29 protein-coding genes are annotated in these 24162 nt (G+C 51.0%); 12 read left to right on the forward strand and 17 right to left on the reverse strand.

Going from position 1 to position 24162, the window contains the following annotated elements; genetic code table 11:
* Positions 1 to 18: 18 nt before the first annotated feature.
* The 5 genes from FD09_RS11635 to FD09_RS11655 are packed head-to-tail and all read right to left on the reverse strand — an operon-like array spanning position 19 to position 4059.
* Positions 19 to 657, reverse strand: a complete 639-nt coding sequence (locus FD09_RS11635; protein WP_057821552.1) for a TetR/AcrR family transcriptional regulator — start codon at positions 655 to 657, stop codon at positions 19 to 21.
* Positions 644 to 1528, reverse strand: a complete 885-nt coding sequence (locus FD09_RS11640) for a lysophospholipid acyltransferase family protein (RefSeq protein ID WP_057821554.1) — start codon at positions 1526 to 1528, stop codon at positions 644 to 646. The genes FD09_RS11635 and FD09_RS11640 overlap by 14 nt, the downstream gene beginning before the upstream one ends.
* Complete coding sequence (locus FD09_RS11645) at positions 1525 to 2481, reverse strand: glycosyltransferase family 8 protein (protein WP_057821555.1); 957 nt, start codon at positions 2479 to 2481, stop codon at positions 1525 to 1527. The genes FD09_RS11640 and FD09_RS11645 overlap by 4 nt, the downstream gene beginning before the upstream one ends.
* On the reverse strand, positions 2474 to 3316 hold the full coding sequence (locus FD09_RS11650) for a glycosyltransferase (RefSeq protein ID WP_057821557.1): 843 nt from the start codon (positions 3314 to 3316) through the stop codon (positions 2474 to 2476). The genes FD09_RS11645 and FD09_RS11650 overlap by 8 nt, the downstream gene beginning before the upstream one ends.
* Positions 3313 to 4059, reverse strand: coding sequence for a 1-acyl-sn-glycerol-3-phosphate acyltransferase (locus tag FD09_RS11655; protein WP_057821559.1), 747 nt, complete (start codon positions 4057 to 4059; stop codon positions 3313 to 3315). Before FD09_RS11655 ends, FD09_RS11650 begins: the two co-directional genes overlap by 4 nt.
* Positions 4060 to 4315: 256 nt before the next feature.
* Here FD09_RS11655 and FD09_RS11660 point away from each other — a divergent pair, with 256 nt between their 5' ends.
* From FD09_RS11660 to FD09_RS11675, 4 genes are all read left to right on the forward strand, one after another.
* A complete protein-coding gene (locus FD09_RS11660; RefSeq protein WP_057821684.1) occupies positions 4316 to 4633 on the forward strand; it encodes a PadR family transcriptional regulator in 318 nt (105 codons plus the stop codon).
* Positions 4623 to 5261, forward strand: a complete 639-nt coding sequence (locus tag FD09_RS11665) for a DUF1700 domain-containing protein (RefSeq protein WP_057821562.1) — start codon at positions 4623 to 4625, stop codon at positions 5259 to 5261. The genes FD09_RS11660 and FD09_RS11665 overlap by 11 nt, the downstream gene beginning before the upstream one ends.
* Positions 5258 to 6130, forward strand: coding sequence for a DUF4097 family beta strand repeat-containing protein (locus FD09_RS11670; RefSeq protein ID WP_057821564.1), 873 nt, complete (start codon positions 5258 to 5260; stop codon positions 6128 to 6130). Before FD09_RS11665 ends, FD09_RS11670 begins: the two co-directional genes overlap by 4 nt.
* Positions 6131 to 6315: 185 nt before the next feature.
* Positions 6316 to 6774 (forward strand): NUDIX domain-containing protein, encoded by a 459-nt coding sequence (locus FD09_RS11675; protein ID WP_057821566.1) that lies wholly within the window; start codon positions 6316 to 6318, stop codon positions 6772 to 6774.
* Between the two features lie 53 nt (positions 6775 to 6827).
* Here the strand turns inward: FD09_RS11675 and FD09_RS11680 are convergent, their stop codons facing one another.
* The 3 genes from FD09_RS11680 to asnA all read right to left on the reverse strand — a co-directional run bounded on the left by FD09_RS11680 (position 6828) and on the right by asnA (position 10170).
* Positions 6828 to 8081 (reverse strand): glutamate-5-semialdehyde dehydrogenase, encoded by a 1254-nt coding sequence (locus tag FD09_RS11680; protein ID WP_057821686.1) that lies wholly within the window; start codon positions 8079 to 8081, stop codon positions 6828 to 6830.
* On the reverse strand, positions 8081 to 8917 hold the full coding sequence (proB, locus tag FD09_RS11685) for a glutamate 5-kinase (RefSeq protein WP_057821568.1): 837 nt from the start codon (positions 8915 to 8917) through the stop codon (positions 8081 to 8083). Before proB ends, FD09_RS11680 begins: the two co-directional genes overlap by 1 nt.
* 245 nt (positions 8918 to 9162) lie before the next feature.
* Complete coding sequence (asnA, locus tag FD09_RS11690; protein ID WP_057821570.1) at positions 9163 to 10170, reverse strand: aspartate--ammonia ligase; 1008 nt, start codon at positions 10168 to 10170, stop codon at positions 9163 to 9165.
* A gap of 473 nt (positions 10171 to 10643) precedes the next feature.
* Between asnA and FD09_RS11695 the strand changes: the two genes are divergently transcribed.
* Positions 10644 to 11654 carry a linear amide C-N hydrolase gene (locus FD09_RS11695; RefSeq protein WP_057821572.1) on the forward strand — a complete coding sequence of 337 codons (1011 nt, stop codon included), beginning with the start codon at positions 10644 to 10646 and terminating at the stop codon, positions 11652 to 11654.
* 43 nt (positions 11655 to 11697) lie between these two features.
* On the opposite strand, the gene FD09_RS11700 is transcribed toward FD09_RS11695, so the two are convergent.
* Entirely contained in the window at positions 11698 to 12939 is a 1242-nt protein-coding gene (locus FD09_RS11700) for an MFS transporter (protein WP_420542900.1), read from the reverse strand.
* A gap of 210 nt (positions 12940 to 13149) precedes the next feature.
* On the opposite strand from FD09_RS11700, the gene FD09_RS11705 reads away from it, so the two are divergent.
* The 4 genes from FD09_RS11705 (at position 13150) to FD09_RS16790 (ending at position 15354) form a co-directional block, all read left to right on the forward strand.
* On the forward strand, positions 13150 to 13797 hold the full coding sequence (locus tag FD09_RS11705; protein ID WP_235812283.1) for a class I SAM-dependent methyltransferase: 648 nt from the start codon (positions 13150 to 13152) through the stop codon (positions 13795 to 13797).
* On the forward strand, positions 13797 to 14558 hold the full coding sequence (locus FD09_RS11710) for an NAD(P)H-dependent oxidoreductase (protein ID WP_057821576.1): 762 nt from the start codon (positions 13797 to 13799) through the stop codon (positions 14556 to 14558). The genes FD09_RS11705 and FD09_RS11710 overlap by 1 nt, the downstream gene beginning before the upstream one ends.
* Complete coding sequence (locus FD09_RS11715; protein ID WP_057821579.1) at positions 14555 to 15073, forward strand: AAA family ATPase; 519 nt, start codon at positions 14555 to 14557, stop codon at positions 15071 to 15073. The genes FD09_RS11710 and FD09_RS11715 overlap by 4 nt, the downstream gene beginning before the upstream one ends.
* A 161-nt stretch (positions 15074 to 15234) precedes the next feature.
* Complete coding sequence (locus tag FD09_RS16790; protein ID WP_235812284.1) at positions 15235 to 15354, forward strand: putative holin-like toxin; 120 nt, start codon at positions 15235 to 15237, stop codon at positions 15352 to 15354.
* A gap of 138 nt (positions 15355 to 15492) precedes the next feature.
* Here the strand turns inward: FD09_RS16790 and FD09_RS11720 are convergent, their stop codons facing one another.
* From FD09_RS11720 to FD09_RS11740, 5 genes are all read right to left on the reverse strand, one after another.
* Positions 15493 to 16113 (reverse strand): hypothetical protein, encoded by a 621-nt coding sequence (locus FD09_RS11720; protein WP_057821581.1) that lies wholly within the window; start codon positions 16111 to 16113, stop codon positions 15493 to 15495.
* Complete coding sequence (locus tag FD09_RS11725; RefSeq protein WP_057821583.1) at positions 16082 to 17203, reverse strand: ABC transporter permease; 1122 nt, start codon at positions 17201 to 17203, stop codon at positions 16082 to 16084. Before FD09_RS11725 ends, FD09_RS11720 begins: the two co-directional genes overlap by 32 nt.
* Positions 17200 to 18087: an ABC transporter ATP-binding protein gene (locus tag FD09_RS11730; RefSeq protein WP_057821585.1), complete on the reverse strand. Its 888-nt coding sequence runs from the start codon at positions 18085 to 18087 to the stop codon at positions 17200 to 17202. Before FD09_RS11730 ends, FD09_RS11725 begins: the two co-directional genes overlap by 4 nt.
* Before the next feature lie 76 nt (positions 18088 to 18163).
* A complete protein-coding gene (locus FD09_RS11735) occupies positions 18164 to 19258 on the reverse strand; it encodes a HAMP domain-containing sensor histidine kinase (protein ID WP_057821588.1) in 1095 nt (364 codons plus the stop codon).
* Complete coding sequence (locus tag FD09_RS11740) at positions 19246 to 19926, reverse strand: response regulator transcription factor (protein ID WP_057821591.1); 681 nt, start codon at positions 19924 to 19926, stop codon at positions 19246 to 19248. The genes FD09_RS11735 and FD09_RS11740 overlap by 13 nt, the downstream gene beginning before the upstream one ends.
* Before the next feature lie 157 nt (positions 19927 to 20083).
* Here FD09_RS11740 and FD09_RS11745 point away from each other — a divergent pair, with 157 nt between their 5' ends.
* Both FD09_RS11745 and FD09_RS11750 read left to right on the forward strand, forming a co-directional pair.
* Positions 20084 to 20674 carry a type IV toxin-antitoxin system AbiEi family antitoxin domain-containing protein gene (locus FD09_RS11745; RefSeq protein WP_057821593.1) on the forward strand — a complete coding sequence of 197 codons (591 nt, stop codon included), beginning with the start codon at positions 20084 to 20086 and terminating at the stop codon, positions 20672 to 20674.
* A complete protein-coding gene (locus FD09_RS11750) occupies positions 20671 to 21528 on the forward strand; it encodes a nucleotidyl transferase AbiEii/AbiGii toxin family protein (protein WP_057821595.1) in 858 nt (285 codons plus the stop codon). Before FD09_RS11745 ends, FD09_RS11750 begins: the two co-directional genes overlap by 4 nt.
* Positions 21529 to 21573: 45 nt before the next feature.
* On the opposite strand, the gene FD09_RS11755 is transcribed toward FD09_RS11750, so the two are convergent.
* Positions 21574 to 22125 (reverse strand): chromate transporter, encoded by a 552-nt coding sequence (locus FD09_RS11755; RefSeq protein WP_057821598.1) that lies wholly within the window; start codon positions 22123 to 22125, stop codon positions 21574 to 21576.
* The gene (locus FD09_RS11760; RefSeq protein WP_057821600.1) at positions 22122 to 22667 is read right to left on the reverse strand and encodes a chromate transporter; all 546 of its coding nucleotides are present in this window, start codon (positions 22665 to 22667) and stop codon (positions 22122 to 22124) included. Before FD09_RS11760 ends, FD09_RS11755 begins: the two co-directional genes overlap by 4 nt.
* Before the next feature lie 102 nt (positions 22668 to 22769).
* Between FD09_RS11760 and FD09_RS11765 the strand changes: the two genes are divergently transcribed.
* On the forward strand, positions 22770 to 23645 hold the full coding sequence (locus tag FD09_RS11765; protein ID WP_057821604.1) for a LysR family transcriptional regulator: 876 nt from the start codon (positions 22770 to 22772) through the stop codon (positions 23643 to 23645).
* Between the two features lie 246 nt (positions 23646 to 23891).
* On the opposite strand, the gene FD09_RS11770 is transcribed toward FD09_RS11765, so the two are convergent.
* On the reverse strand, positions 23892 to 24098 hold the full coding sequence (locus FD09_RS11770) for a hypothetical protein (protein ID WP_057821606.1): 207 nt from the start codon (positions 24096 to 24098) through the stop codon (positions 23892 to 23894).
* Between the last annotated feature and the right edge of the window lie 64 nt (positions 24099 to 24162).

Consider the following 24162-nt stretch of genomic DNA (forward strand, 5'->3'; position numbering starts at 1 on the left):
CTGCGTCAAGCCTGCTTTTTATTTTGGCGTCAATACCAGCACTAACGTATCGATCGTCCGCTGAATCGTCGCGTCCGTCAGCGGCTGCTTGAAAAATAAGTAGCCCAAGAACACCTCGCCAATGATTCCCGCCATCGTCGACCCAATCTGAGCATTCGGCCACTGCACCAGCTGGCCCGCCCTTTTCAACTGGCTAAACTGATGATCAAACCGCAGCCAGTAACTGATCGGGAAGTTTCTGATGAACCGTTGCCGCAGCTTTTCGTCGTAAAAGACTTCCGCCACGAAGATCTTGATCACTTTACTATTCTGGCGCAGATAATCAATGCGGTTCCACGCGATTCCGTTCAAAAAGTCGGCCAGGGTGGCATAGTGCGTGGACAGCTTACCTTGAACCAGATTTTCCACTGCCTGGGGGAAAAGCGACTGGCTGACCGGATCGATAATCGCGTGGAGCAAGCCGCGCTTATTGGTGAAGGTACTGAAAATATTACCTTCCGCCACGCCGGCGCGTTTGGCGATCTCTTTTGTGCTGGAATTAGCGTAGCCGTTCTCGGCAAAGACATCCACCGCCGCTGCGATAATGCTGATTTGTTTCGTGGTCATGCCCTGAAGCATGCCGGTGTCGCGGAACAGCTGCAAGTCAGTTTCGGCCATGCTGCACCGCCAAACGGCCGGTCCACCCGGCAATATCTGCTGGAGAAAAATCATAGTCTAACGGCCGCTGATACGCTTTTTCGTAGGCGGCTTTTTTCTGGGCATAATCCTGGGCTTCCATTCGCAGGCTGTCGTCCCGCGGGGAAAGACTGGTATCCGGAAAAATCGGTGGCAGAATATGCAGCCGATATTGGGTTTCGTTGAATTGATCGGTCAACTGTTTGGGCATATCGGCGATCTCCACGAAACAGGAAATAATCGGCACCTGCAGCTGGGCCGCATAGAAGTAAGCCCCACGCTTAGGCGGACGGGGTTTGCGATAATTGAACCACATTTCCTGTTCAGGATAAATTAGGACCCGGGCACCGGCATCCAGCCGCTTTTTCAACATCTCCGGCAGCGTAATGCCTGCATAATGCAGGTCCTTGCTGATGGGAATTGTGTCGGCGTAGCGCATCAGATAACCCAGCCAGCCATCCATGAAGAAATTGGTGGCTTCGCTGATGATGTACAGCCGATGCATGCCCATGCCGCGGCGGACCAGCATGTTTTCAATGGGGCTGAAGTGATTGCTGGTGACAATGGCACCACCGGTGATTTTGGCCAGGTTTTCCTGACCATCAATGGGCATATCCCGGGTAATGATGCGGGCGGCCGCGTTCATGGCGGTACGGGCGGTCAAATTGTTCACCCGATAAGACCAAGTCTGCAGATTTTGAACATAATCCGCCAACAGCTGTTTTTCCTTAGTATTAGAGATGTTGGGATCATCGGTCTCCACTTTGCGATTGAATTGATCGGAAGCCACCGCTTTTTCAATATTCTCGATGACCGGGGCCCGATCACTGGGGGCAAATAATTGGGCAATCATACTGTCACTTCCTCAGTGGCTGCTTGAATCTCCCGAAAACTCGGGTGCTGCTTCGGGATATCACAGGCCAATTTTTCCAAATGCGCCAGCTTGGCTTCGTCGGTTTGGCGCTGGACGGCAGAATAACCGTCTCGGACGGCGGTCAGCTGCGCACAGATATCAAGATCTTGGGCCGCGTTCCAGAAGTAATCACCATAGGCGGCATCGGCGTAACGCCAAGGCTTGCGGAATAAATTGTAGTGGACCAAATGAGTCTCTTCCGCCGGGATTCCTGTCGCCCGGGCCTGCACATTCCAGTTGGCCGGCAGGTAAAGGATTCGGCCGTGACCCATGGCGTTTAAATAATCTTGATCCGGGGCAAGACTTTGAAAATGATACTTGTGCAGTAATGTTAAGAAATGCTGGCTGAACCGTTCCCGGCGCAGTGCCGCCAAGTTCATTAGCAACACACCAGAATTGATGTAGTCGTGGATCGGCACACCCACGGCCGCCTCAGCATAATGCCCCATGGCCGGATCGCTGCCCATGAAGGCATCGGATACGCCGCCAAAAAGATGATTACCCAAGTCGGTGCTGAAAAGATCAGCGATGTCGTCTTGCACCACCACATCGGCGTCCAAGTATAGTGCTTTATCGAACTGGGGAAACATATCGGCGATGAATAGCCGGAAGTAGATCGTGTAGGTGAAATAATCTCCCCGCAGCTTATTACTCTCGTCGTTGATTTGGTTTTCTAGCTTTTCGTCCATGGCCAGGAGTTCAATCGATACCTGATTGGTGGCCAGAGCTTTGAGGGCCGCCTGGTTTTCCGGTTGCAGGCCTTGGTGCAGAATGATGATCTGATAATGGTGGCGAGAGTGGGCGTGGTTAATCAGGGAATGAATGGCGACCGTCAAACAGGGGACATAAGCATCGTTAATGGAGAAGAAAATCGGTAACGTGGTTTCAGTCATGCAGATTGCTTCCTTTCAGTTGCGGGGCCAGGGCAGTGTATTCCTGTAAAATATCATCGTAGGCATGCACATGGAGAATTTGGTGCATGGCCTCTGGTTGCCAGGGCTTCACGGTTTGGGTATGGAATTTGGGAAATAAGTGCAGAGTCGTGCTGAAGTGCTGAAAAACGGTATTGGGTTTTAATGAATGCTGTTCGTTGTACCGGGTCGGCGCCAGCCGCTTCGTAGTGGCCAGCTTATTTAAGGCCGATTGATCCGGCATGAACATTTTTTTGGTTTGCATTCGCTGGCGGCAATCCGCAAACAAGCCCGTCCGTTTGATTTCCGGCATGTTCAATAACAGGACACCGGAATTCATGTAGTCGAAGGGGCGCCAGCGATGATGGAAGAACCATTTGCCATAGTGATCCAGAACGCCAACGAGTTGCGTGTGGGCCAGGGACTGCTGATAAAATGTTTGGCAGTCTTGGCGGCACAATACATCATTGTCCAAGTAAAGCAGCCGATCCGGCAGTTGCGGTACTTCGTCGGCATACAGCCGCAACATACAGCCGGGCGTGAACCGGGTGGCCATATTGGCGACTGGCAGCTGTTGGTCAAACAGGTCGGTGATATCGATTTTAGTCACATCGCTGCCTGGTCGCTGCTGACTGACCAAATGATTCAAGAAGGCCGCCTGCTGGTCAGTTAAGGGCCGATACTGGTGATCGGCGACGGTCATCTCCGCCGTCAAAATGTAGACGTGCAACGGTGCCGAGACATTTTTTAACAAAGATAATAAGGACGTGAGCACCCCATCACCGATGCGCGCATCACCAGAATAGAGAATATTCAAGATGTCACCCGCTTTCGATAATCAATATAGGCATACGTACTGAACTGCGCCGCGCGCTTCACCATTTGACCATGAACAGTATCGGCCAATTGCTGCTGAGCTTGGCGGGTGGACAGAGTAGAATCGGGCCAAAACGGGCCATCCAGATAAACTGTGATCTTCGGCTTTGTCCCCAGCCGCCGCGCTTGATACGTACTGGTCATCGCGAAACTGGGCACCTGTAAGGTCACCGGATAATGAAAAGCTGCGCGGCTGAACGGTCGAATTTGTGTGTCATACGGCCACACATGGGCTTCGGGATAAATCGTCACTGGTTCGCCAGCCTGAATACAGGCTGTGACGGTTTGCAAGAATGCAGGCATTCGGTGCAAATCCGGCGGCACCACCAATGCACCACCGGCCTGAATATACGGACCGATGATCGGTACCTGTAAATTGGCTACATTGGCGATCGTTTTCGCTGGAACGCCCTTGGCCAGCAGCATGGGTAAAAAGGCATCCCCCATGGGTTGGGTGTGATTGCCATAAAGAAAGTAGCCCTGCCCCCGATAAGGGTCTAAGACCTGTTCATTTTGTACGCGCACATGTAGTGCTCCCCGACAAAGCAACTCCGCAAATGCCTTGGCTGCCGCATACACGGTCGGGTTGTATTCCCGCGATAACGCCCGCGGATCCGGCGTGTCGACTGGAGGCAGTGCCACCATGTCTTGGGTATAAGAATCAAAGTATTGCACTCTCGCCATGCGTTAACACATCCTCCCACATTTTGAGTGAGCACTCAATCAAGGCTCACTTCCAGTATACACTAGTTTTCTGAAAATGGCGTGGATTTGGGGAAGAAAAGGGTGAAAAGAAACAGGTGCCTTTTTTGGAGTGTCATGGTGACGAAAAGCTTCGATTATTCTTGACATTATATTATATCTCATATAGTATTGCACCGTAAGTAAGAAGGAGGTGGGTGCGACGAGTATCCAAGTCAGCAGTGAACTGCTGGACGGTATGGTCCTGGCGCTGATTCGGCAAGAGGACATGTACGGCTACATTATTACGAATCGCATTGCCAGCGCCGTCCCGATTTCAATCTCCACCATGTATCCGGTTCTGCGCCGGTTGCAAAAAGCGGGGTTGCTGGATACCTACGATAAATCTTATCAAGGCCGCAACCGCCGCTACTATCGAATTACCCCAGCGGGAGAAAAAGCGTTAACGACCATATTAGGGGATTGGCAAGAGTATAAAACCAGCATTGATGGTATTTTAAGTCCCACTGGTACTGCATTTTTGCCGGGGAAGGAGTCCAACAATCATGACGATTGATCAATATTTTATTGCATTAGAACAAGCGCTCAGCCCCATGCAGCCGGATGACCGGGCCAGTGCGTTGGATTACTATCGAGAATATGTTGAGGATGCCGGACTCACCGATAGTACGTTGGTGATTCAGCGGCTGGGCACGCCTAAACAGTTGGCCGCCCATTTGTTGGCGGATAAATCCATCGAAGAAGCAGCGGAACCCGTGACCGCGCCCAAACGGCGATATCAAAAGAATGCCCATATGGTGTGGCTCATCGTCTTAGCCGTATTATCGGCACCATTATCCTTACCTTTGGTGATTATTGTAGCGGTCCTTTTACTCTCCGGCCTGTTAATCCTGGCTTCGACAGCCTTTACCGCCATCGTGGCAGTGGGTGCTCTGATTTTGACGGGGGCCGGTGTGGGTCTGGCCGGCCTTTATATCGGAATCAGCCTCCTGTGGGCCAATTACTTTATGGCTCTCACTTACATCGGATTCGGTTTGGCCGGGGTTGGGCTTGCTCTACTGCTGTTTCCCTTCTGCCGCCAGCTTACCCGCGCATCTGCGCACGTAATCGGCGGTTTTGCCACGTTTATTTACCGCAAAATCACGTTCCAGCACAAACCAGTTGAAGGCGGTGGCGCAGCATGAAGAAATTGATGAAAACAGGACTGCTCTTCTTGATTATTGGCGCCATCCTGGCAGGCATCGGGATCGCCCACGGCGGGTTGCGCAGCGTCGCTTTTGGCAGTAATGGTCAGCCCGAAATCAACACCACCGGCAAACAGGTGCGGACGGTGGGGGCGTTCACCAAGATTTCTGCCGACCTGGCCGCTGGGGACATCACGATTCAAACAGGTGAAAAGTTCCAGGTGGAAACAGCTGGGCATAACCGTCAGGACTTCACGGCCACGGTGCGGGGCGGCGAGTTGACCATTCGCCAACCCCACAACCGCACACCGCTCATTGGTATCTTTTCTTGGAATACCAATCAACGAATTATCATCACCGTACCGCGAAAGACGAAGCTCAGCGACATCACTGTGCATAGTCAGGACGGCGACGTGCATTTGGTGGATCAAAACACGCAGCATCTCACGATTGCCACCAGTGACGGCGACACGGTTCTGGATCGCGTTCAAGCCTCGGCTCGGGCCACGCTGAAAAATAGCGATGGCGATATGACGATGCGCAATAGCCTGCTGAGTCAGGCAACCATCACGGCCAGCGATGGGGATGTTGACCTGCAGCATACGACCATTGATCACGGGACAGCCAACTTGTCCGACGGGGACTTCACGGCGAACAGCAGCACTTTCCAACACATGGTCAAAGTCAGCAATTCTGATGGGGACAACACGGTGAGCGGCGCGAACCGGCAGGACGGGTATACAGTTCAAGGCGGCGATGACAATGCGTTGTTTGGCCAGCACAAAGAAAATGGCACTCTGACGCACAACACGTCCGCTGTGAACCATCTTTATTTACACACTTCTGATGGCGATAATGTCGTTCACTGAGTCAATCAAAAAACCACGAAAAACGTCTTCTCCCATCTGCAGAGAAGACTTTTTTTACCTTCGAATAAAAATTTTCGTGACTGCCAGCGAGAAGGAATAATTCAAAAACTTCGTCCCCACCCAAAAATCGTCTATACTGACAGCAAGAAGCAGTCGGTATAGACGATCGGAAAGAAGGTTTGAATTTGCCAACACGGGGCGCGTTTGGTGTGATTTTGAATGACACCGGCCAAGTATTACTGGTCCGGCGGCGAGATTTTCCATTGTGGGATTTACCTGGTGGTACTTTGCAGGAAAACGAGCTGCCAGAGATTGGTGTGCGCCGGGAAGTCCGGGAAGAAACTGGACTCAACGTGACCATTGATCACCTGGTGGGGACGTATTTTCGGTTGTTGCACGAAGACGAACAGTCGATTTTTGTCGTCACGATCCAGGGTGGTCAAATGGTGCGCAGCGGACCGGAAACAAAGGAGCTGGCGTATTTTGCGCCGACTGCGTTACCCAAGAATATGGTGGCACTGCGTCCCCAGCAAATCGCCGATGCCTTGGCGGGTAAACATGACTTGCATCCGATCATCGAGGAGAACCGTTGGGCTTTTCGGGCAGAAAAGATCCTTCAAAAACTTCAGCGAAATCGGTATTGATCGCCAGGAACATGCTCATCGTAAAACCAAATGCTTCATTGACGGGTGGCAGATTAAGCCCGTACTTGCCCGTCTCCCCGGATCTCATACTTAGTTGTCGTCAGCTGCGCCAGTCCCATCGGTCCCCGCGCATGCAGTTTCTGCGTACTAATCCCGATCTCCGCACCAAACCCAAACTCAAACCCATCCGTAAACCGGGTGGACGCATTCACGTAAACACACGCCGCATCAATCCGCTGTAAGAAACGCTGACTGGCGGCATAGTCATTCGTAATGATCGCTTCAGAATGCTTCGTGTTGTGCGTGTTAATGTGATGGATCGCGTCGTCCAAAGAATCCACGACCTTCACCGCCATGATCAAATCATTGTATTCTGTATCCCAATCTGTCGCGGTAGCCGCCACCATATCCGGTACGATCGCCCGGGTCCGCTCGTCGCCGCGAAGTTCGACGCCATGGGCGCGCAAAGCTTTTGCCAACACCGGCAAATATTCCTTGGCAACATCCTGGTGAATCAACAGTTTCTCGGCGGCGTTGCACACTGACGGCCGCTGCACTTTAGCATTGACCACGATATTCTCAGCCATCTGCAAGTCCGCCGCCTTGTCCACATAAATATGACAGTTGCCGGCACCAGTTTCGATCACCGGCACAGTGGCATTTTGTACGACCGCTTGGATCAACCGGGCACTGCCCCGGGGAATCAAGACATCCACGTAGCCGTTTAGGCGCATCAGGGCTTGGGAGGAGGCGTGACTGGTATCGGTTATTAATTGCACAGCGGCAACGGGCAAGTCTTGGGCTTTGAGGACATCTTGGAGAATGTTTGCCAGTGCCGTATTGCTGCGGATGGCTTCCTTGCCACCGCGCAAGATTACGGCGTTACCGCTTTTGAAGGTTAAACCGGCCGCATCCACGGTGACGTTGGGCCGGGCTTCATAAATAATTGCCACGACCCCCAACGGCACCCGCTGTTGGACAATGTTCAACCCTGCAGCAGTGGTCCAACCCTTGTCAATTTGATCAGTCGGATCTGGCAATCCAGCCACTTGGCGCAACCCATTGGCCATGTCGGTAATCCGCGCCGGCGTCAATTTCAACCGATCCACAAATTTCTTTGGTAAATCCTGGGCGTGGGCCAAGTCGGCCTGATTGGCGGCCGTGATCATATCCGTTTGGGCAATTAAGGCATCCGCCATGGCCTGTAAGACCGCATTCTTCTTCACGCTCGATAACTGCGCCAATACGCCGGCGGCGTCTTGCGCGGCCTGGCCCATGGTGGTTAAATCGATACTTTCGTGTGTCATCATTGTGCCATATGCTCCTTTTCCGTATGCTCTTTCTTGATAAACCATGTTCCCACGGCTTCGCCGGCCAGAATGTGTGAAATAATGCGGGGATCAGCCCCACTGGCCAGGACCATCTGGTGGTTGGCTTTCATCATCATGGCGGCCGCCTTTAACTTGGTGACCATGCCGCCAGTGCCCAGACGGCTGCCACTGCCGGCGGCGCTCTGTAAGATGTCGCTAGAAAGATGGTGCACCGTGGTTAATCGGTCAGCATCGGGGTATTGATGGGGATCTTTGTCATAAAGTCCATCAATATCGGATAACACGATCAGCAATTCTGCCCCGATTTGATTAGCCACCAGTGCGGACAGTTGATCGTTGTCGCCAAACGTCGTGCGGTGATCCAATTCGTCCACAGCCACCGAATCGTTTTCGTTGATGACTGGAATAACCTGGTTGGCCAGGAGCGCATCGATCGTGTCCAATACGTGAGCCCGGCTCAGCGGATAGTCAAACACATCATGGGTCAACAATAACTGGCCAATTTGCGCATCATAGTCATTGAACCGTTGACTGTATAACCGCATCAGTTCGCATTGACCCACCGCCGCCAGCGCCTGTTGTTCTGCAATGGCACTGGGGCGTTTGGTAAGGTGCCGCTGATTCATGCCCACTCCGATGGCCCCAGAAGACACCAGCACCACTTCGTAACCCTGGTGGTTTAGTGCTGCCAAGGTAAAAGCCAGCCGATCAATGGTACGTAATTTGATTTTTCCGGTGACGGCGTCAATCAAACTGCTGGTGCCAATCTTGACGACCACCCGCTGACACTGTATTGCCCGTTCCTTACCCAAATTCGAGTCCCCCTAAAAATAAAAAAAGTTCGCTCTGTCCGAGGCACCCATCTGGGCGGTACCATCCTCGTTCAAAGCGAACTTTGCTCTTTTACATACGATAACCAGCGAATACTGGATGTGACACCATCGGCTAGGATTCGTGCACAATGTTGACGTCTCAGCAATTCGTCAACTCTCTGGGCGGCACTACTATGACCGATTGAATACATGTAGTTTAGCGAGCGGTGCGGAAGAAGTCAAATTTAAAGGATATGAATGTCGTGTTCGGCACATTCTTCGATCATCTCATCCGGCCACACACTGGCCTGGACTTCACCGACATGAGCCTTACCCAGCAGTAACATGCACAACCGGGATTGACCGATCCCGCCGCCGATCGTAAAGGGCAATTCTTCTTTCACAATCATCTGATGATAGGGTAGGGCCAAGCGATCCTCGGCGTCTACTGATTTGAGCTGGGCCAGCATGGCGTCTTTATCCACCCGGATACCCATGCTGGAAATTTCCAGGGCGCGTTGCAGCGGTTCATACCAGAACAAAATATCACCGTTTAATTTCCAATCATCATAGTCTGGCGCCCGGCCGTCATGCCGCTTGCCAGACTTTAAGGGCCAGCCAATTTGCATCAGGAAGACACAGCCCAGTTCCTTAGTGATCGCATCTTCGCGTTCCTGGGGCGTTTTATCCGGCCAGCGATCTTCCAATTCTTGGGTGGTAACGAAATGGATTTCGTCCGGCAGCTTATGCACTGCTTGGGGATACTTGTACCAAACTTCGTGTTCCATGTGTTTGATCACTTTGAAAATTTGGCGAACCGTCGCCTGCAATGTCTCGATGGTCCGTTCATCCTGGGCAATGATCTTTTCCCAGTCCCATTGATCGACGTAAATGGAATGGAAGTTGTCAAGATCTTCATCTTTACGAATGGCGTTCATGTTGGTGTAAAGGCCCTGGTGCATGCCGAAGCCGTAACGCTTGAGGGCGACACGCTTCCACTTAGCCAGCGAATGGACGATTTCGATGCGTTCGCCGGGGAGATCAGCCATGTCGAAGCTGACCGGTTTTTCTACACCGTTCAAGTTATCGTTCAGTCCGGTCGATTTCTCCACAAACATGGGAGCAGACAGCCGGGACAGATGCAATTGCTGACCAAACTCATCTTGGAAAGTTTCGCGAATGTAACGAATGGCGCCCTGGGTTTGAATAACCGACAGTTTGGGATCGTAATGTTGGGGAATGATGAGATGCATAAGATTACCTCCTAATAATTGAGACAATGACAGTATTGAAAGCATCAACTCCCGGGGCAAAATAAAAAGTCCTCCGCCCCAGTTCAAGGGACGAAAGACTTTTCGCGGTACCACCCAAGTTGTCTATCATGAAATAGACCACCTCACACAGCGTACAAGCATACGCCTCCGGATGATAACGTACCGGTTACGTCGGGGCCTACTAGAATATCGTTCAGCCCGAGACTAAGAAAGTGTTATTCAGGAAGGCTTTGCCCCGTCGAGTTTCCACTGATCTCGATTCACTGTTGGGATAGCCAAACTTACTCGTCTTTCCTTTTGTCGTTTCGTTTATTGATGATTCATATCATAACAGGAAATTTGAGGATGTCAACTGTCAAAATGAAAAATAAATGAGTCCGTCTGTGACGCCGGTTGACTATTAGCCAAAGAAATAGCACCATGGGGATAATACATACAAGGGGGCAATTTTTATGTGTACATCGATGCAGATCAAATCACTGGAGGGTGACGTTTTTTGGGGCCGCACCATGGACTTTGCAGATTCATTTTTCCATCCGACTAATCCGAAGGGCGGACAGCAATTACCTGGGAAGATCACTAGCTTTCCCCGGGGTGTAAAGATTCCGAGCCAAACACCGGATTGGACCACCCAATACGCCGCCACTGGTGTCGGCGTGGCCGGTACTTTCGGACTATTTGACGGGGTTAACGAACATGGGTTGGCCGGGGATATGCAGGTCTTGGTAGAAGCCACCACCGCTTCTCAAGAATCATTGGCTGAACGTGGCCTGAAGGGTGTTTTTGCCACAGAATATGTCGCCTATATTTTGACCACCTGCAAGACGGTGGCAGATGTTCGGGCGGCGGCTGCCAAAACTGGTATTTTGGAAGATTCAGCCGCTCGGGGAATTCCACTGCACTATGCTTTTGTGGATGAAACAGGGGCGGGAGTTGTATTGGAACCCACTGACCACGGCGCGTTCAAAATTTACGATAATGTCGGCGCGATGACCAATAGTCCCGAATACGGCTACCATACGACTAATTTACGGAATTACGTTTCCCTAGATACGACTAATCGCGGTGATGGCAGCAAATTGGGCGATTATCACGTTCAACCGATTGAATTCGGGACGGGTTACGGTATGTTTGGATTGCCAGGAGATTACACCTCACCATCCCGCTTTGTTCGGGCAATGGTGGTTTCCCGTAATCTTCCCCCGTTCCACCGGGCTGAGGGCATTCAACAATTGTACAATTGCTTCAAAACGGTGATGGTGCCCCAAGGATTGGGCCGGGATGCTGACAATGCTGACCGCACAGATTCCACCCAATACTGGGCTGGCTTCGATCTGGCCAAGCGCACGGTGGTTGTCCAAGATTCTCATTACATGACTCCCACAGTGAAGACGGTCGATCCAACTGTCACAGAGGTCACTTATCAGGACCTGGACAAGTCGTTTGCTCCGCACGTGATTTAATTTCATTGATGAAGGCACATCACTAATTGGGTGATGTGTTTTTTTATGCGTTGAGCCATTGTTTGACAGTTTGACGATGACTCATCAGGACGGGAACGGCCAGTATGAGGGCCAAGATGCCGCAGGATGGGAACCCCCACAAACCTCCAGCTAAGTCCATGAAACCGCCGGAATAAAGACTGCCAATGGGAGTTGAGCCCTGATTCAGCAGCACGTAGACACTCATGATTCGCCCGCGCAATTCGTTGGGGATTGAAAACTGAAAAGCAGCGTTGGACTGATTCAGAAAGACCATGTTGCAAAAACCAATGACCACCATAAAGACCATCGCCAGCCAATAAATATGGACAAAGATCATTAACGACTGCATCAACGCCGTGGCCAACGCCACCACCAGATACAGATCGCGCCGCAAGCCAAAGCGGGACAAGTAGCTCATGAGGAAGGCGGCGGCAAGAGACCCAATGCCAGTGGCCGACAAGAGGTTGGCATAGCCTTGGGCGCCGCGACCCAGCACTTCCTGGGCATAGATGGGAATAATGACGTTGTTATTGAAGTTCAGCGTACAAATGATCATCATCAATTCCGCACTGAGTTTCACGTTGTCGTGATGCACGACATAGGCTAACCCTTCCTTGACGTCGGCTACAATATGCCGGGGCGTGTGGCTGGCCACGGGATGTGCTTGGTGGATCATTAAGAGACCAATAATGACAGCAATGTAGCTCAGGGTATCAATCAAGAAACACGGGGCCACGCCCAGGGCGACCATCAAAATACCGGCCAAAGAAGGACCGGCAATTTTAGCCAGGTTGAAGATTGATGAGTTGAGTGAAATGCCATTCATCAAATCCTTCTTGCCGACTAATTCGATCACGTAAGACTGCCGCGTGGGTGTATCAAAGCTTTGCAGGATGCCATAACCCAGGGCAATGGCGAGTATTTGCCAATACTGCACAATTTTGAGATAGGTGATGGTGGTCATTATGGCGCCCAATACCAGGAATCCACATTGCGTGATCAGCAGGATCCGGCGTTTTGGATAACGGTCGATCAAAGTACCAGCCACTAAGGTGAGCGCCATGATCGGCACGAATTGGGCGGCCGCTAACAGGCCCACCAAGAAGGCCGACTTGGTCATCTGATAAACCATCCATGTTTGCGTTGTCCGTTGAATCCAGGTGCCCATGACGGAAATACATTGGCCGATCCAGAACCGACGGAAGTTTTTGGAGCGTAAAGAAGAAAAGGTGTCACCAAGTACATGCCAATTCACGACTGTCATCGCCTTGTTTGAGTTATATAACTTCCTATCCTTGGCTCTTTTGTGGAGAATGTCAATATCAGTGTGATTGTGAATTATCCGGTTATTCCCGTTCTTTTAGCCAAAGCCAGCACACGTTCAAACACGGTGCACTCTCCAAACCGTGTTTGAACGTGTGATTTGTCATTGCCGTTTACTGAAAATCTCGCCGAAACGATGTCCACACGCGGTATGATGGTATTAGGAAAGGCGGTCGGGCATATGGAAATCACGTACCAAGGGAAAACACTCAGCTTCACCAGTAATCAGGAGGTCTTTTCACCCCATGGTCTGGATAAGGGCACAGAGGCGATGCTGAATCATGCCGTGGTCCACGCCACGGACCAGATTCTGGATCTCGGGTGCGGGTTTGGCTTCGTCGGCATTTATTTTGCCGCCACATTACCTGCCGCTCAGGTGACTATGGTGGATATTGATCCCAATGCTGTGCAACTTGCGCAAGAAAACGCGGAGAAGAATCACGTATCACCAACGATTAAGCAAAGCGACGGTCTCACCGCGATCGCGGATGCCCATTTCGATGTGATATTATCAAATCCGCCGTACCACGAGAACTTTTCTGTCCCTAAACACTTTATCGAAGACGGCTATCGCCAGTTGAATCCCAATGGGCGTTTCTATATGGTGACGAAGCGGCGGCCTTGGTACGAAAATAAGATTCGGACTGTTTTTGGCGGGGTGAAAGTGATCGAAGACAACGGCTATTTTGTCTTTTACGCGCAAAAGCGTGTCGGCGAGGCGCGGGGTCATGCCCATGAAAAGAAGCATACCCTGTCGAAAAAGTTGCAGCGTAAACTGGATCGAGAAGGGAAGCACTGATGCAGATACTGGGTATTTATGGCGGCCAAGACGCCAGCGGCCTCACCGCGACCGTGGTAAAGGAAATCCTGGGCGCGGTTCAAGCACCCGCCACCACGGCGTTTTTAGACCTTAATGATTTTGATTTGCATCCAGAAAGCCCGCAGCGGCCGAACCCTGATTTGGATCAATTGGCTGCTAAATTGCAGGCCGCCGATATTTGGGTATTCGGTGCGCCGACATACTACACCACGATTCCGGGACAGCTGAAACAATTCTTTGATGTCATGCGCCACCGCTGGACCCGGATGACGAAAAATGGGGACAGTCTGCCGAACGGTACTTTTCAGGACAAACATTATGTCTCGGTGACCAGTTGCTTTGCACCAACATGGGATAATTTATTTACCGGCCAAACGGATCTGACGTTACGGGCAATTGATGGGGCCATGACCTTGGCGGGCGTGCACAAGATCACCGAACTGGTTTGCCCAAATACTTGGCGCCAGCGTATACCCACGGTTAAGAAATTGGCCCGCGCGCGGGTAATTGGCCGCCAACTGAGTCACTATCAGCGAAAGGATGACGAAACCTTGAAACGCTACGGATTGTTATTTTGCATGATCGCCGTGATGGCTTTGGCCACCATGGGAATCCAACAATTATGGCCGGCGCTCACAAATGGCTTTTGGCTGCGCTATGTGAGCTTCGTGGTCATTTTCTTCGTGTTGTTGGCAATCATCCTGCACGTGATGACGTTCATGCGGCATAAGCGCGCATGAAAATTATGCTGATCGGCAATGCCGGGACTGGGAAATCCACTTTAGCCCGCTGGTTGGCGGCTCAGACGGGGTATCCCGTGATGTATCTGGACCAAATTTGGCATACCACCGATTATTCAACGACGGCCAAACGATGGTTTATTCAGCAGCAAAAAAAATTTATGACGGCCCACAGCGACTGGATCATTGACGGCAACTACAGCGGTTCGATGGCGGTACGTTTGGCCGAAGCGGACTTAGTGATTTGGCTGCAAGTCAGCCGGGTCCGATCTATCATTCGGGTCATTCGCCGGTCGCTGCGTTACCGGCGAGACAAAAATAGCCGCCCAGATATGGCGGCGGAATTCACGGAACATTTCGATAAAGACTATTGGGACTTTTTGCTTTTTATCTGGCACTATGACGGCGATAAGTTGCGGAAAGCGCTGGCAGCGCAGAAATCAGCCCCAAGAGTAGTCGTGTTGCGGGGGACACGTGCTAAAAAGAAATTTATGAGCGATTTCGAACTGCATTAGCCGGTCCGAAAAGTCCCACTTCCCTTGCGGCTCTAGTGGTTCAGCATATGTCATGATACAATAACCAAGCAGAATAGTTGAACCACGGTCGGCAAATCTGATCGCGAAGGGGTTGATGCCTATGGGCAACGTGAAAACTTCGAGCGAAAGGAGGCGCTATTTTGTCTGACACTGATGTGCTTATTGTCATGCTCACATTCGGCAGTCTTGTACTGTTGCTTGTTGACGTGATGATCAAGCTCATTGAGTTGAACGACAATCATAAAAACGATCGTCAGTAGACTATTTCGGAGTAGTCTGACGATCGCACTATGATTGATTAGATTTTACTGCCGGCCGTCTTTAACGGTTCTGCACGGCGTCATTATACAAGATTTACCATCACTTTTGCAAAGCTAAGATATCCAATTAGTTGCAGGCTAAGACTTCGCGGCAGCATTTCTCAACAATCTAAAACCAACCACCAAAAATATAACCGCCACCCCCAGTTGCCACCAATTATCCGTCCACGATTGCTGGCGCATCAGCACCATCAAATTCAATGGACCCAAGTGAGGATAACCAAGGCACAGGGTGAAATACACGGTGGGGATGAGGTAAGCCGCCGCCAGTGAGCCGAATGCGGCGTAGCTGAACACGGTCAAGGAGCCGATAAACAGCGCCTTGGTCAAGAAATCAAACCACAACACAGCAGTCGCGGTGGGCAGCTGATAGCTGAGGATCAGCAGTGTGTTGACTAAGCTGAGCAATAGGGTGTACCAGCCCAACCTGATCAAATAGATCGTCAACAGTTGCGTCCTTTTGCTATTCAGTACGTCAGCTACCCCGGCCACTTGTTCCGGCAGAAAAATACCGCCGAAACAAAGAATCGCTACTAGGGGCATGAACATTTCTCCAGGGAGTGCGGCCTGCGCGATGGTGGTCGGATGCAGCGTAAACAGGATCGGGATGATACCGCAAAAAGCGATTGTCAATAAACTGGGTAAGAATTCGTTGGCGCGGATTTCTTTAATGGTGAGCTGGCCGAATGTGTAAACCACGATATTTTCCTTCTCTCTGCAAATTGATGAGTAACATCGTCAAAATTAGTAACGTGATGGCTAAGATGGTGTAGCCTAACCGATTGATCGCCAACTCTGACAGGTGAGCATAAAAGTAGGCCACGTTGTGTAGCGTGTTGTGCCGGGGAATAAGCAGCCAGCCGTAATTGCCAATCACTTGGCGTGCACCGATCGTCATGACGATCAGCCACCAGCCGATCTGTAAGGCAAAACCGGTGAAATTGCTGAATAGTGCGTCGCTGAGAAAACCGACCGCGGTGCTCACCATCAAAGTAGGCAGCACCCAAAAGCAGGCGGCTTTGGCGAAGGCCAGATAATCCAGGGCCACGCCTGGGTAAAGCCAGGTCACGCGGCCAAACAATGCCAGAGCCGCGATAATCACCGGAATTATTAATCCGGCTACACTGGCGGCATACTGGGTACCCAGCCATTTGAGCGTCCCCATCGGCTTGGCTTGAATGGTCGGCATAACTTGGGCTCGCCGATCGATGTAACAGTAGGCGATGATGACAATGGTGGGCAGAATCGCAGCGATGATGCCCGCAATATCTGCAAACAGTCGGGCATAGGCGCCGGTGATGCGGTCTTTACGCATAATGAGGGTATGGTCCTGGCGGGCTTCGGCCAGCGTCATCGGCCGGACCGCGAATCGTTGCAAAGTGGCCGGCGCGTAATCGGAATGCCCACCCAATAACTGATCTACATGGCCCAGTGTTTTTGCCAATGTTGGCCGATTATCAATTCTGCGTGCTTGGTTAAGCAATTTTCCAACTTTGGCTTGCACCTGCGCATTCAAGGTCACGCGTTTGGCAAAGCCAAATGGATAGGTCACATACGCATTATCAGTGTGGGCTTCCTGTAATTGATCGAGCGCATTGGTCTTTAAGGGGTGAAAGTCAGTGGTCGTGATCAGCTCATAGTGGGCTGTGGGGCTCGTCGGCGGGGTCGCTAAGCCCCGACCGATCATGGGCCAAACATTGAGTAAAATAAATACCGCTGTGACGATGGTATACAGAATGAAGGCCAGGCTCGTGGTAAACCGTTTGAATTCTAACCAGAATAATCTCATTGGCGCACCTCTTGGCGGGTTTGCCGCGATTGTAAATACAGGTACGCTTCTTCTAAAGTCGGTGCCACGACATTGGCCCCCGGTATTCCCGCAGTCGCCAGAAAGCGAATGTGGGCTGTATTGCCTTGCACGACCTGTTCGCTAATTTCGTAGCGGGACTTGTAATCACTTAATTCCGCCAGCGGCAAAGTGCGGGTGAACACATGACCCGTCGCTTGGGCTTGTAATTGCGCAGTGGTGCCGGTAAACAGCAGCCGCCCTTGATTGAGCACGCCAATCCGGTTCGTGGTCGCTTCAATATCAGAAACGATGTGGGTGGACAACAAGACGATCCGGTCCTGGGCAAATTCGGTGAGCAGATTGCGGAACCGGATCCGTTCTTCAGGATCAAGGCCAGCGGTGGGTTCATCCACAATCAGCACTTTCGGTTGGTTGACTAGCGCTTGGGCAATTCCCAGCCGCTGGCGCATGCCGCCGGAGAGCGCCTTGACCTTGGTGCAGGCTTGATCGGTCAAGTTCACCTGGGCCAACAGCGCGTTGATCCGGCGGTGTTGGCTGCGGGGCGGCACATGGGCCAAGATGGCTAAGTAAGTTAACGCATCCCGGACGGTCATGTTCGGATAGAAGCCGAAATTCTGAGGCAAATAACCTACCTGATTCCGCACCGCCGCACGTTGAGTGATGGGAATACCGCATAGCTGGACGGTTCCCGTGGTGGCCTGGTCCAGGGTGGTCAAGATGCGCATCAACGTGGATTTCCCAGCGCCATTTTTACCCAGCAAGCCAAACATACCGGCCGAGATCGTCAGCGATACATCGTTCAATGCCGGTCTGGATTGGCCCCGGTAGCGTTTGCTTAAATGGTCGATCTGAATCGTATTCATCAAAAAAAGCCTCCCTTTTGCTTATAGGGAGACTTTAACAAGCGATTATCAAGATTAAGACAAGAATTCTGAATTGTTAAAAATAGGTGAACAAGGCTGTCGACGTGACGCCGTGGTCCACATTGGCGACTGAAAAACGACCGTGATGCGCGGTGCATAGTGTTCTGCAGATATACATGCCCACCCCCAAGTGGTTGGCTGCTTTACCGCTGGAGAAGAAAGGCAGCTGGGCGTTGGCTTGCTCCTCGGGGGTAAGCGGCTGGCCGTCGTTGAATACGGCCAATTGGACAGTTTTCTCGGTGACTGTCACCGTAATGCCAACCGTCGTGCGGGCAAACCGAAAGGCGTTCGTCAGTTGGTTATCGAACACCTCCAGGATGGCAGCCGGCGCGATGGCCAGCAAGTGGTCCGGGGCGGCGGCTAGCTTTTCCGCCCAAGTGAACGGCACCGTCCCAGCCAGTTTCTGGGCCTCGTTCTTCAGTGTTTGGGTTAATTCATGCGTGCTGGTCGGGGTGGGGCTGAGCGCAATATCGTGAATGGCCGCGACATGGGTCATTGTTTGGATGAAATGATTAATGCGATCCAGCTGCTGCTGCATATCCTTGATAATGTCCGGGTTCAGGGGCTGAGCTTCTTGATTTTCCAATGTGAGCAGTTCCACGTTACCCTGTAAAACGGTCAATGGTGTCCGTAAGTCATGGGCGAAAGCCGCATTGACTTGCTTTTGATCGTCGGCCAAGCGCCAAGCGGTCTGCAGAGCATCCTGCAGTGCTTGCCGCATCTTTTCAAAGGCCTGTACCAGAGCGCCTAATTCATCGGGTGCTGTGGCGGTCAAGTGGAAGTCCAAGTCTTGGGCCTGGATATGGGTGACGCCAAATTGCAGCTGCTGGAGCGGATCAGCCAGTTTAATCCGATAAAAGAGGCGGGCGGCACCGGTCATGATGGCGATAAGCAGCGCGAGACTGCCCCCGATGGCACCGGTAACAAAGACAATGGTCACTGCAATCAGCCAAGTGGGCGTAACGTAGGGGGCCAACAGCGAAATTAAGGCATTCCAGAGTAGCAGATAGACTAAAATGCTCAGACCAGCAACCAGTGTACCCACTAGAATGACGCGCAATAAAGCCGTTTTGATTGGCTGATTGCGCAGCCAATGAGTTAATTTTGCCATCGATATCCCACTCCCCAGACAGTGTCAATGGGACACACTGCCCCTGCTTGAACGAATGTATTGCGAATGCGGCGCACATGCTCCGTGATTACTCGGGCGTCCCCCGCGGCATCGAATCCCCAAAGCTTTTCGTAGAGCTGTTCCCGGCTGAAAACTTGGCCAGGATTTAAACTCAAAAATTCAATCAATTGATATTGCTTCTTTTCTAAGACCAATGGCTGGCCATTGACGATGACTTGCTGGGCACTGTAATTAATAATGAGATCGCCGAAAGCAGCGACCTGGGCACGCTTTTCAGGCCAGTGCGCACGGCGCAAATGGGCTTGAATCCGCGCCCCTAACTCGGCTAGACTGAACGGCTTCGTCACGTAATCATCACCGCCAGCACCCAAGCCGCGGACTTTATCCGCATCGGTGACCCGGGCGGTCAGAAAAATAATTGGCGCACTGGTCACCGTCCGAATCTGGCTGGTGAGCGTAAAACCGTCAATATCCGGTAAATTCACGTCCAGCAAAATAAGATCCGGATTATTTTGTAACTGGGTCATGGCACGGCTCCCGGAATCGGCAGTCACCAGGCCATAGTCAGGCAGCTGCAAATTAAAATACCGGCTGACCAGTTGCAAAATACCTGGATCATCGTCCACTAACAACACCGTTGACTGCATTTTGCATCCTCCCTGCTTCGTATCTCAATCGTAGCTGAAGAAAGACAACTTTGAAACAACATTCGCTTCGAGTTTGAGATAATTCTTGTCAAGATAGGTCAAATAAACTACAATAAATTTATGATGTAGTATATTTGGACTTTTAAGGAGGGGTATAATGGCTCGCAATCTTGACCGGTTATTGGCAAAACATTCTACTTTCACAACAGGCACAGCGCGGCGTTATGGCGTTTCATCATCCATGCTTCAAGCCGCGGTCGAAAAAAATGAAATTGTTCGGGAAGAAATTGGGACGTATGTCATCGCAGGATCCGAGACTGACGAATACAGTCTGCTTAGCCAAAAGTTTAGCCGGGGTGTTTTCTCACAAGAAACGGCCTTGATTTTGCACGGATTAACGACAGAGATGCCAATGACTTTTCAGATGACATTTCCCCACGGGTATCACAATCCTGACTTGGATAAATGGCGAGTGACAGCACGGCATTTAATTTTGGAACGTTATCAACTAGGCATTGAAACGATTGCCTCGCCCAGTGGTGATCCAATTAAAGTATATGATCCAGAGCGGACTCTGTTGGATGTTTGGAATGATCCAGATATCGGTGCCAATGTGAAGTATGAAGCCGTGGCCAATTATTTGAAACAGCGCCCGGGACTCGAAGAAAACTTGCGGCTGGAAAAATATGCCAAAGCATTATATCCCACTACGGAACTACTCACTATCATGGCGGTACTGGATCGATGACGCCACAGCAAATTTCAAATCAGATTAATGCACAGGCTATTGCGCATGGGGCATCGAAGGAATCGTATCAGATTCTTTTTCGGTTACAGGAACTATTACGTCAGTTGGCTCACTCAAAGTACCGAGACTCTTTCGTCCTCAAAGGTGGATTTGAATTATCAACTGTAATGGGCGCAAAATTACGAACGACGACGGACTTGGATATAACTGTGAACGGTCATTCACTTGAGGCAAGTGCTTTGAAAGAAATGTTCTCAGAGATATTTAGAGATGCTGATGGTCCGGTGCATTTTTCAATCTTGAAGATTGAAGATCATAAGATGCCACAAAATCAATATCCTGGAGCCGTCATTCATCTGGTGGGAGAAATGGGGACAACCCACCAGTTATTGAGCATTGATGTGTCGACTGGCGATACTATTTATCCGCAGCCAATTGAATTTGTTCATCATAGCATCATTGATTACAGCGATACTGTTTTGATCAAAGCATTTCCACAAGTCCAAATGCTTGCGGATAAACTGGTGACAATTTATGTGAAGAACATTCGAAATTCACGCGTGAAAGATTTGTACGATATCCACGTAATCTATACGCTGGAAGGTGCTGATATTCAACTGGCGGACTTGGCAGTGGCATTTCAAAAGACAGCCACTTCTAAAGGGATTTTTCATGCCACTCTTGAGGATGGATTGCGTCTACTTAGTTATTATCAGTCATCCAAGTTGATGCTTAGCTCTTGGAGGGGATATTCACGTAAGCATGATTACGTAAGGACGACTAATCTAAACCAGGTGCTGGATACAACAGCACAAGTCCTGAAAATGGTATTTCACAAGATTGATGCGGAGTGATATCGACGAATGGCCGTATCCGAAGACCGTAATTTTCCAAGAGTTCTATAAATAATAGACCACGCCGCCAATAACGCCAGCGAGCAGGATCAGCCACACAGGATTGACGTGATACTTCGAATCCAAGAAGAACACCACGCCCAACACCAGTAAACTCGTCCAGTCTAAAGAGGCCTTTGACCAAGCGCCAATATCATTGATGCCAAAGACCGTCAGCAGCATCAACGATAAAGCGACTGCCAGAATCAAGCCGACAGAAGCGGGCTTAATACCGTCCAGGATTGCTGTCAGGACCCAGTTATCGTTGTTTTTTTCCTCGTAGTGCAAGAACAATGGGACGAAAATAAACGAGGGCACACACACCGCCAATGTGGCCGCCACGGCGGTCCAAAAGCCACCGTACAGTTGGCCAAGGTAGGTGGCGGAATTGATGGCAATGGGGCCGGGAATCAAACCATCCAAAGCGTTCAGGTCGGCAAATTGCTGCACCGTCATGCCGAGTCTTTCTGATTCTTGAAAAATCAGGGATAGCATGGCGTAACCGCCGCCGAAACCCAGAAAGCCGATTTTGAGAAACGTTAAAAATATTGTAATCATGCGCGTTTCACCTGCTTCACCCGACTCAGTACCACCCCGACGATACCGGCAATGACAATCAAGGTGGGCGCATTAGCGAGATTCAACACTGTCAACAGAAAGCAGGCCACGGCCAAAATAATGGTCGGTGCATCCTTGAGGTTGAAGCGGGCGAGACTATAGGCCGCACTAAATAAGAACGCCGCCGAAGCAGCCCGAATGGCGGCCATGATGCTCAGCACGACGCCCTCCTGGGGAATCATTTGGTAGGCAATAGTGGCGGCCAGCATCAGTACGAAGGCTGGGGAAATAGCCCCTAAACTGGCGGCAATCAGGCCCACGGTGCCACCAATTTTTTTGCCGACAAAACAGGCATTATTCAACGCAATGACCCCTGGAAAAGTCTGGGACAGCGTGGCGTATTCATAGAGTTGATCGCGTTCGATGAGGTGGTATTTACCCACGAGTTCCCGTTCAATGACCGGCAACATCGCCATCCCGCCGGAGAAGGTGAAGGTCCCGGCGAGTAAATATACTTTAAATAAGATCCAATTTTTGTGCACAGAAAAATCCTCCTTAGGATTCAGTTTACCGGAACATACCGTTGACTAAAAGTACATATTCAGTACACTGAGCATAACTAATCAGTTAAGGAGGATTTGTGGATGAATATTCGCCAATTAGAAATCTTTACCGCCGTGGCAGAAACGGGTTCAATTACGAAAACAGCGGAGCAAATGTATCTTTCCCAACCGGCCATCTCGAAGACCATCCGGGAGTTGGAAACGGATATTGGCGTCCCCTTGTTTGATCGCATCGATAATCGGCTGCATTTGAATTCGGCCGGTCGCGCGTTTCGGATTCGAGCGACCCGGTTATTAACGGAATTTCATGAACTGGCCAGTTTCGGCCGCACCCAGACTCAGGCGCTGCCACTGCGCGTGGGGACGAGCATGACCATTGGGCAAATTTCTCTCCCTGCAGCCGTTACTCGCTTTCGCCAGCTGTATCCCGATACGCCGCTCAAGATCTATTCTGAAAATGTGCAGCGGATTAAAGCGCGCTTACTCGATGGGGATGTGGACGTGGCTTTTTTGGAGGGCTTTGAGTCAAGCCAGTCCTTCACGGCCACACCAATTTCGGAATATCCGTTGCTGGCAGTGGGTGCACCGCAACTGGCGCCCACGAACCAGCTCACGAAAAAAGAATTGCTCACAGTACCGTTTCTGTTGCGGGAAAAGGGCAGTACTTTGCGAGACCACTTTGATGAACAGATGCACCAAATGGAGATCGACATCGAGCCGATGCTGCAAAGCACCAGCACTGCGGTACTGATCAATGCGGCCAAAGCCGGTTTGGGATTGACCATTATTCCAGCACCATTTGCGGAACCATACTTAACAGAGGGTACCCTGCAACGATATGAACTGCCAGGCCAAGAAATTCGCACGATCAATTATGCGATCACACTGAAGGGCAGTGCAGTCAGCACCGTTCAGCAGGCCCTGGTGGACTGCTTTATGCGACAGAGCGAACAATAAGAAGCTGGGACAAAACTCCTATTGACGAGCCGTGCCAATGCTGCGCAAGCTGCGGTGGTAGGTGGCTGGAACGCTGTGACGGCGCTTTGAACCCGCTGAGGTGCGCGGTTTCAAAGACGCCTAACCACATCAGCGCAAAAAGCGCGCTGTGTGGTTTCCACAGCTGAGCCACCTACCACCTCCGCTTGCTCCGCATTGGCACTACAATCGTCTGGTTTCGGAATTTTGTCTCAGCCCTTTTATCAGTTACCACTGACCGAAGAAAGTGGTAACCCCGACCATCACTAAGACGAAACCGATCAATGAGCTGCTCCACATGCCCCACATGACAAAGGGTGATGTATCCTTGTTTCCTTTTGCCTTGATAAACCGATACTGGTTGCGCGTTGCCCACAAAGTATAGAGACCCAGCAGTGCCAACCCAATACCGATCACATATTGCCACGCACCCATGGTCAAGACTCCCTTTCAGCAATTGACATTGATTACTAATTCACTTTACGCCGTAAGGATATAC

Origin of the sequence: Schleiferilactobacillus perolens DSM 12744 (genome assembly GCF_001435585.1) — a bacterium.
GTDB classification, from domain to species: domain Bacteria; phylum Bacillota; class Bacilli; order Lactobacillales; family Lactobacillaceae; genus Schleiferilactobacillus; species Schleiferilactobacillus perolens.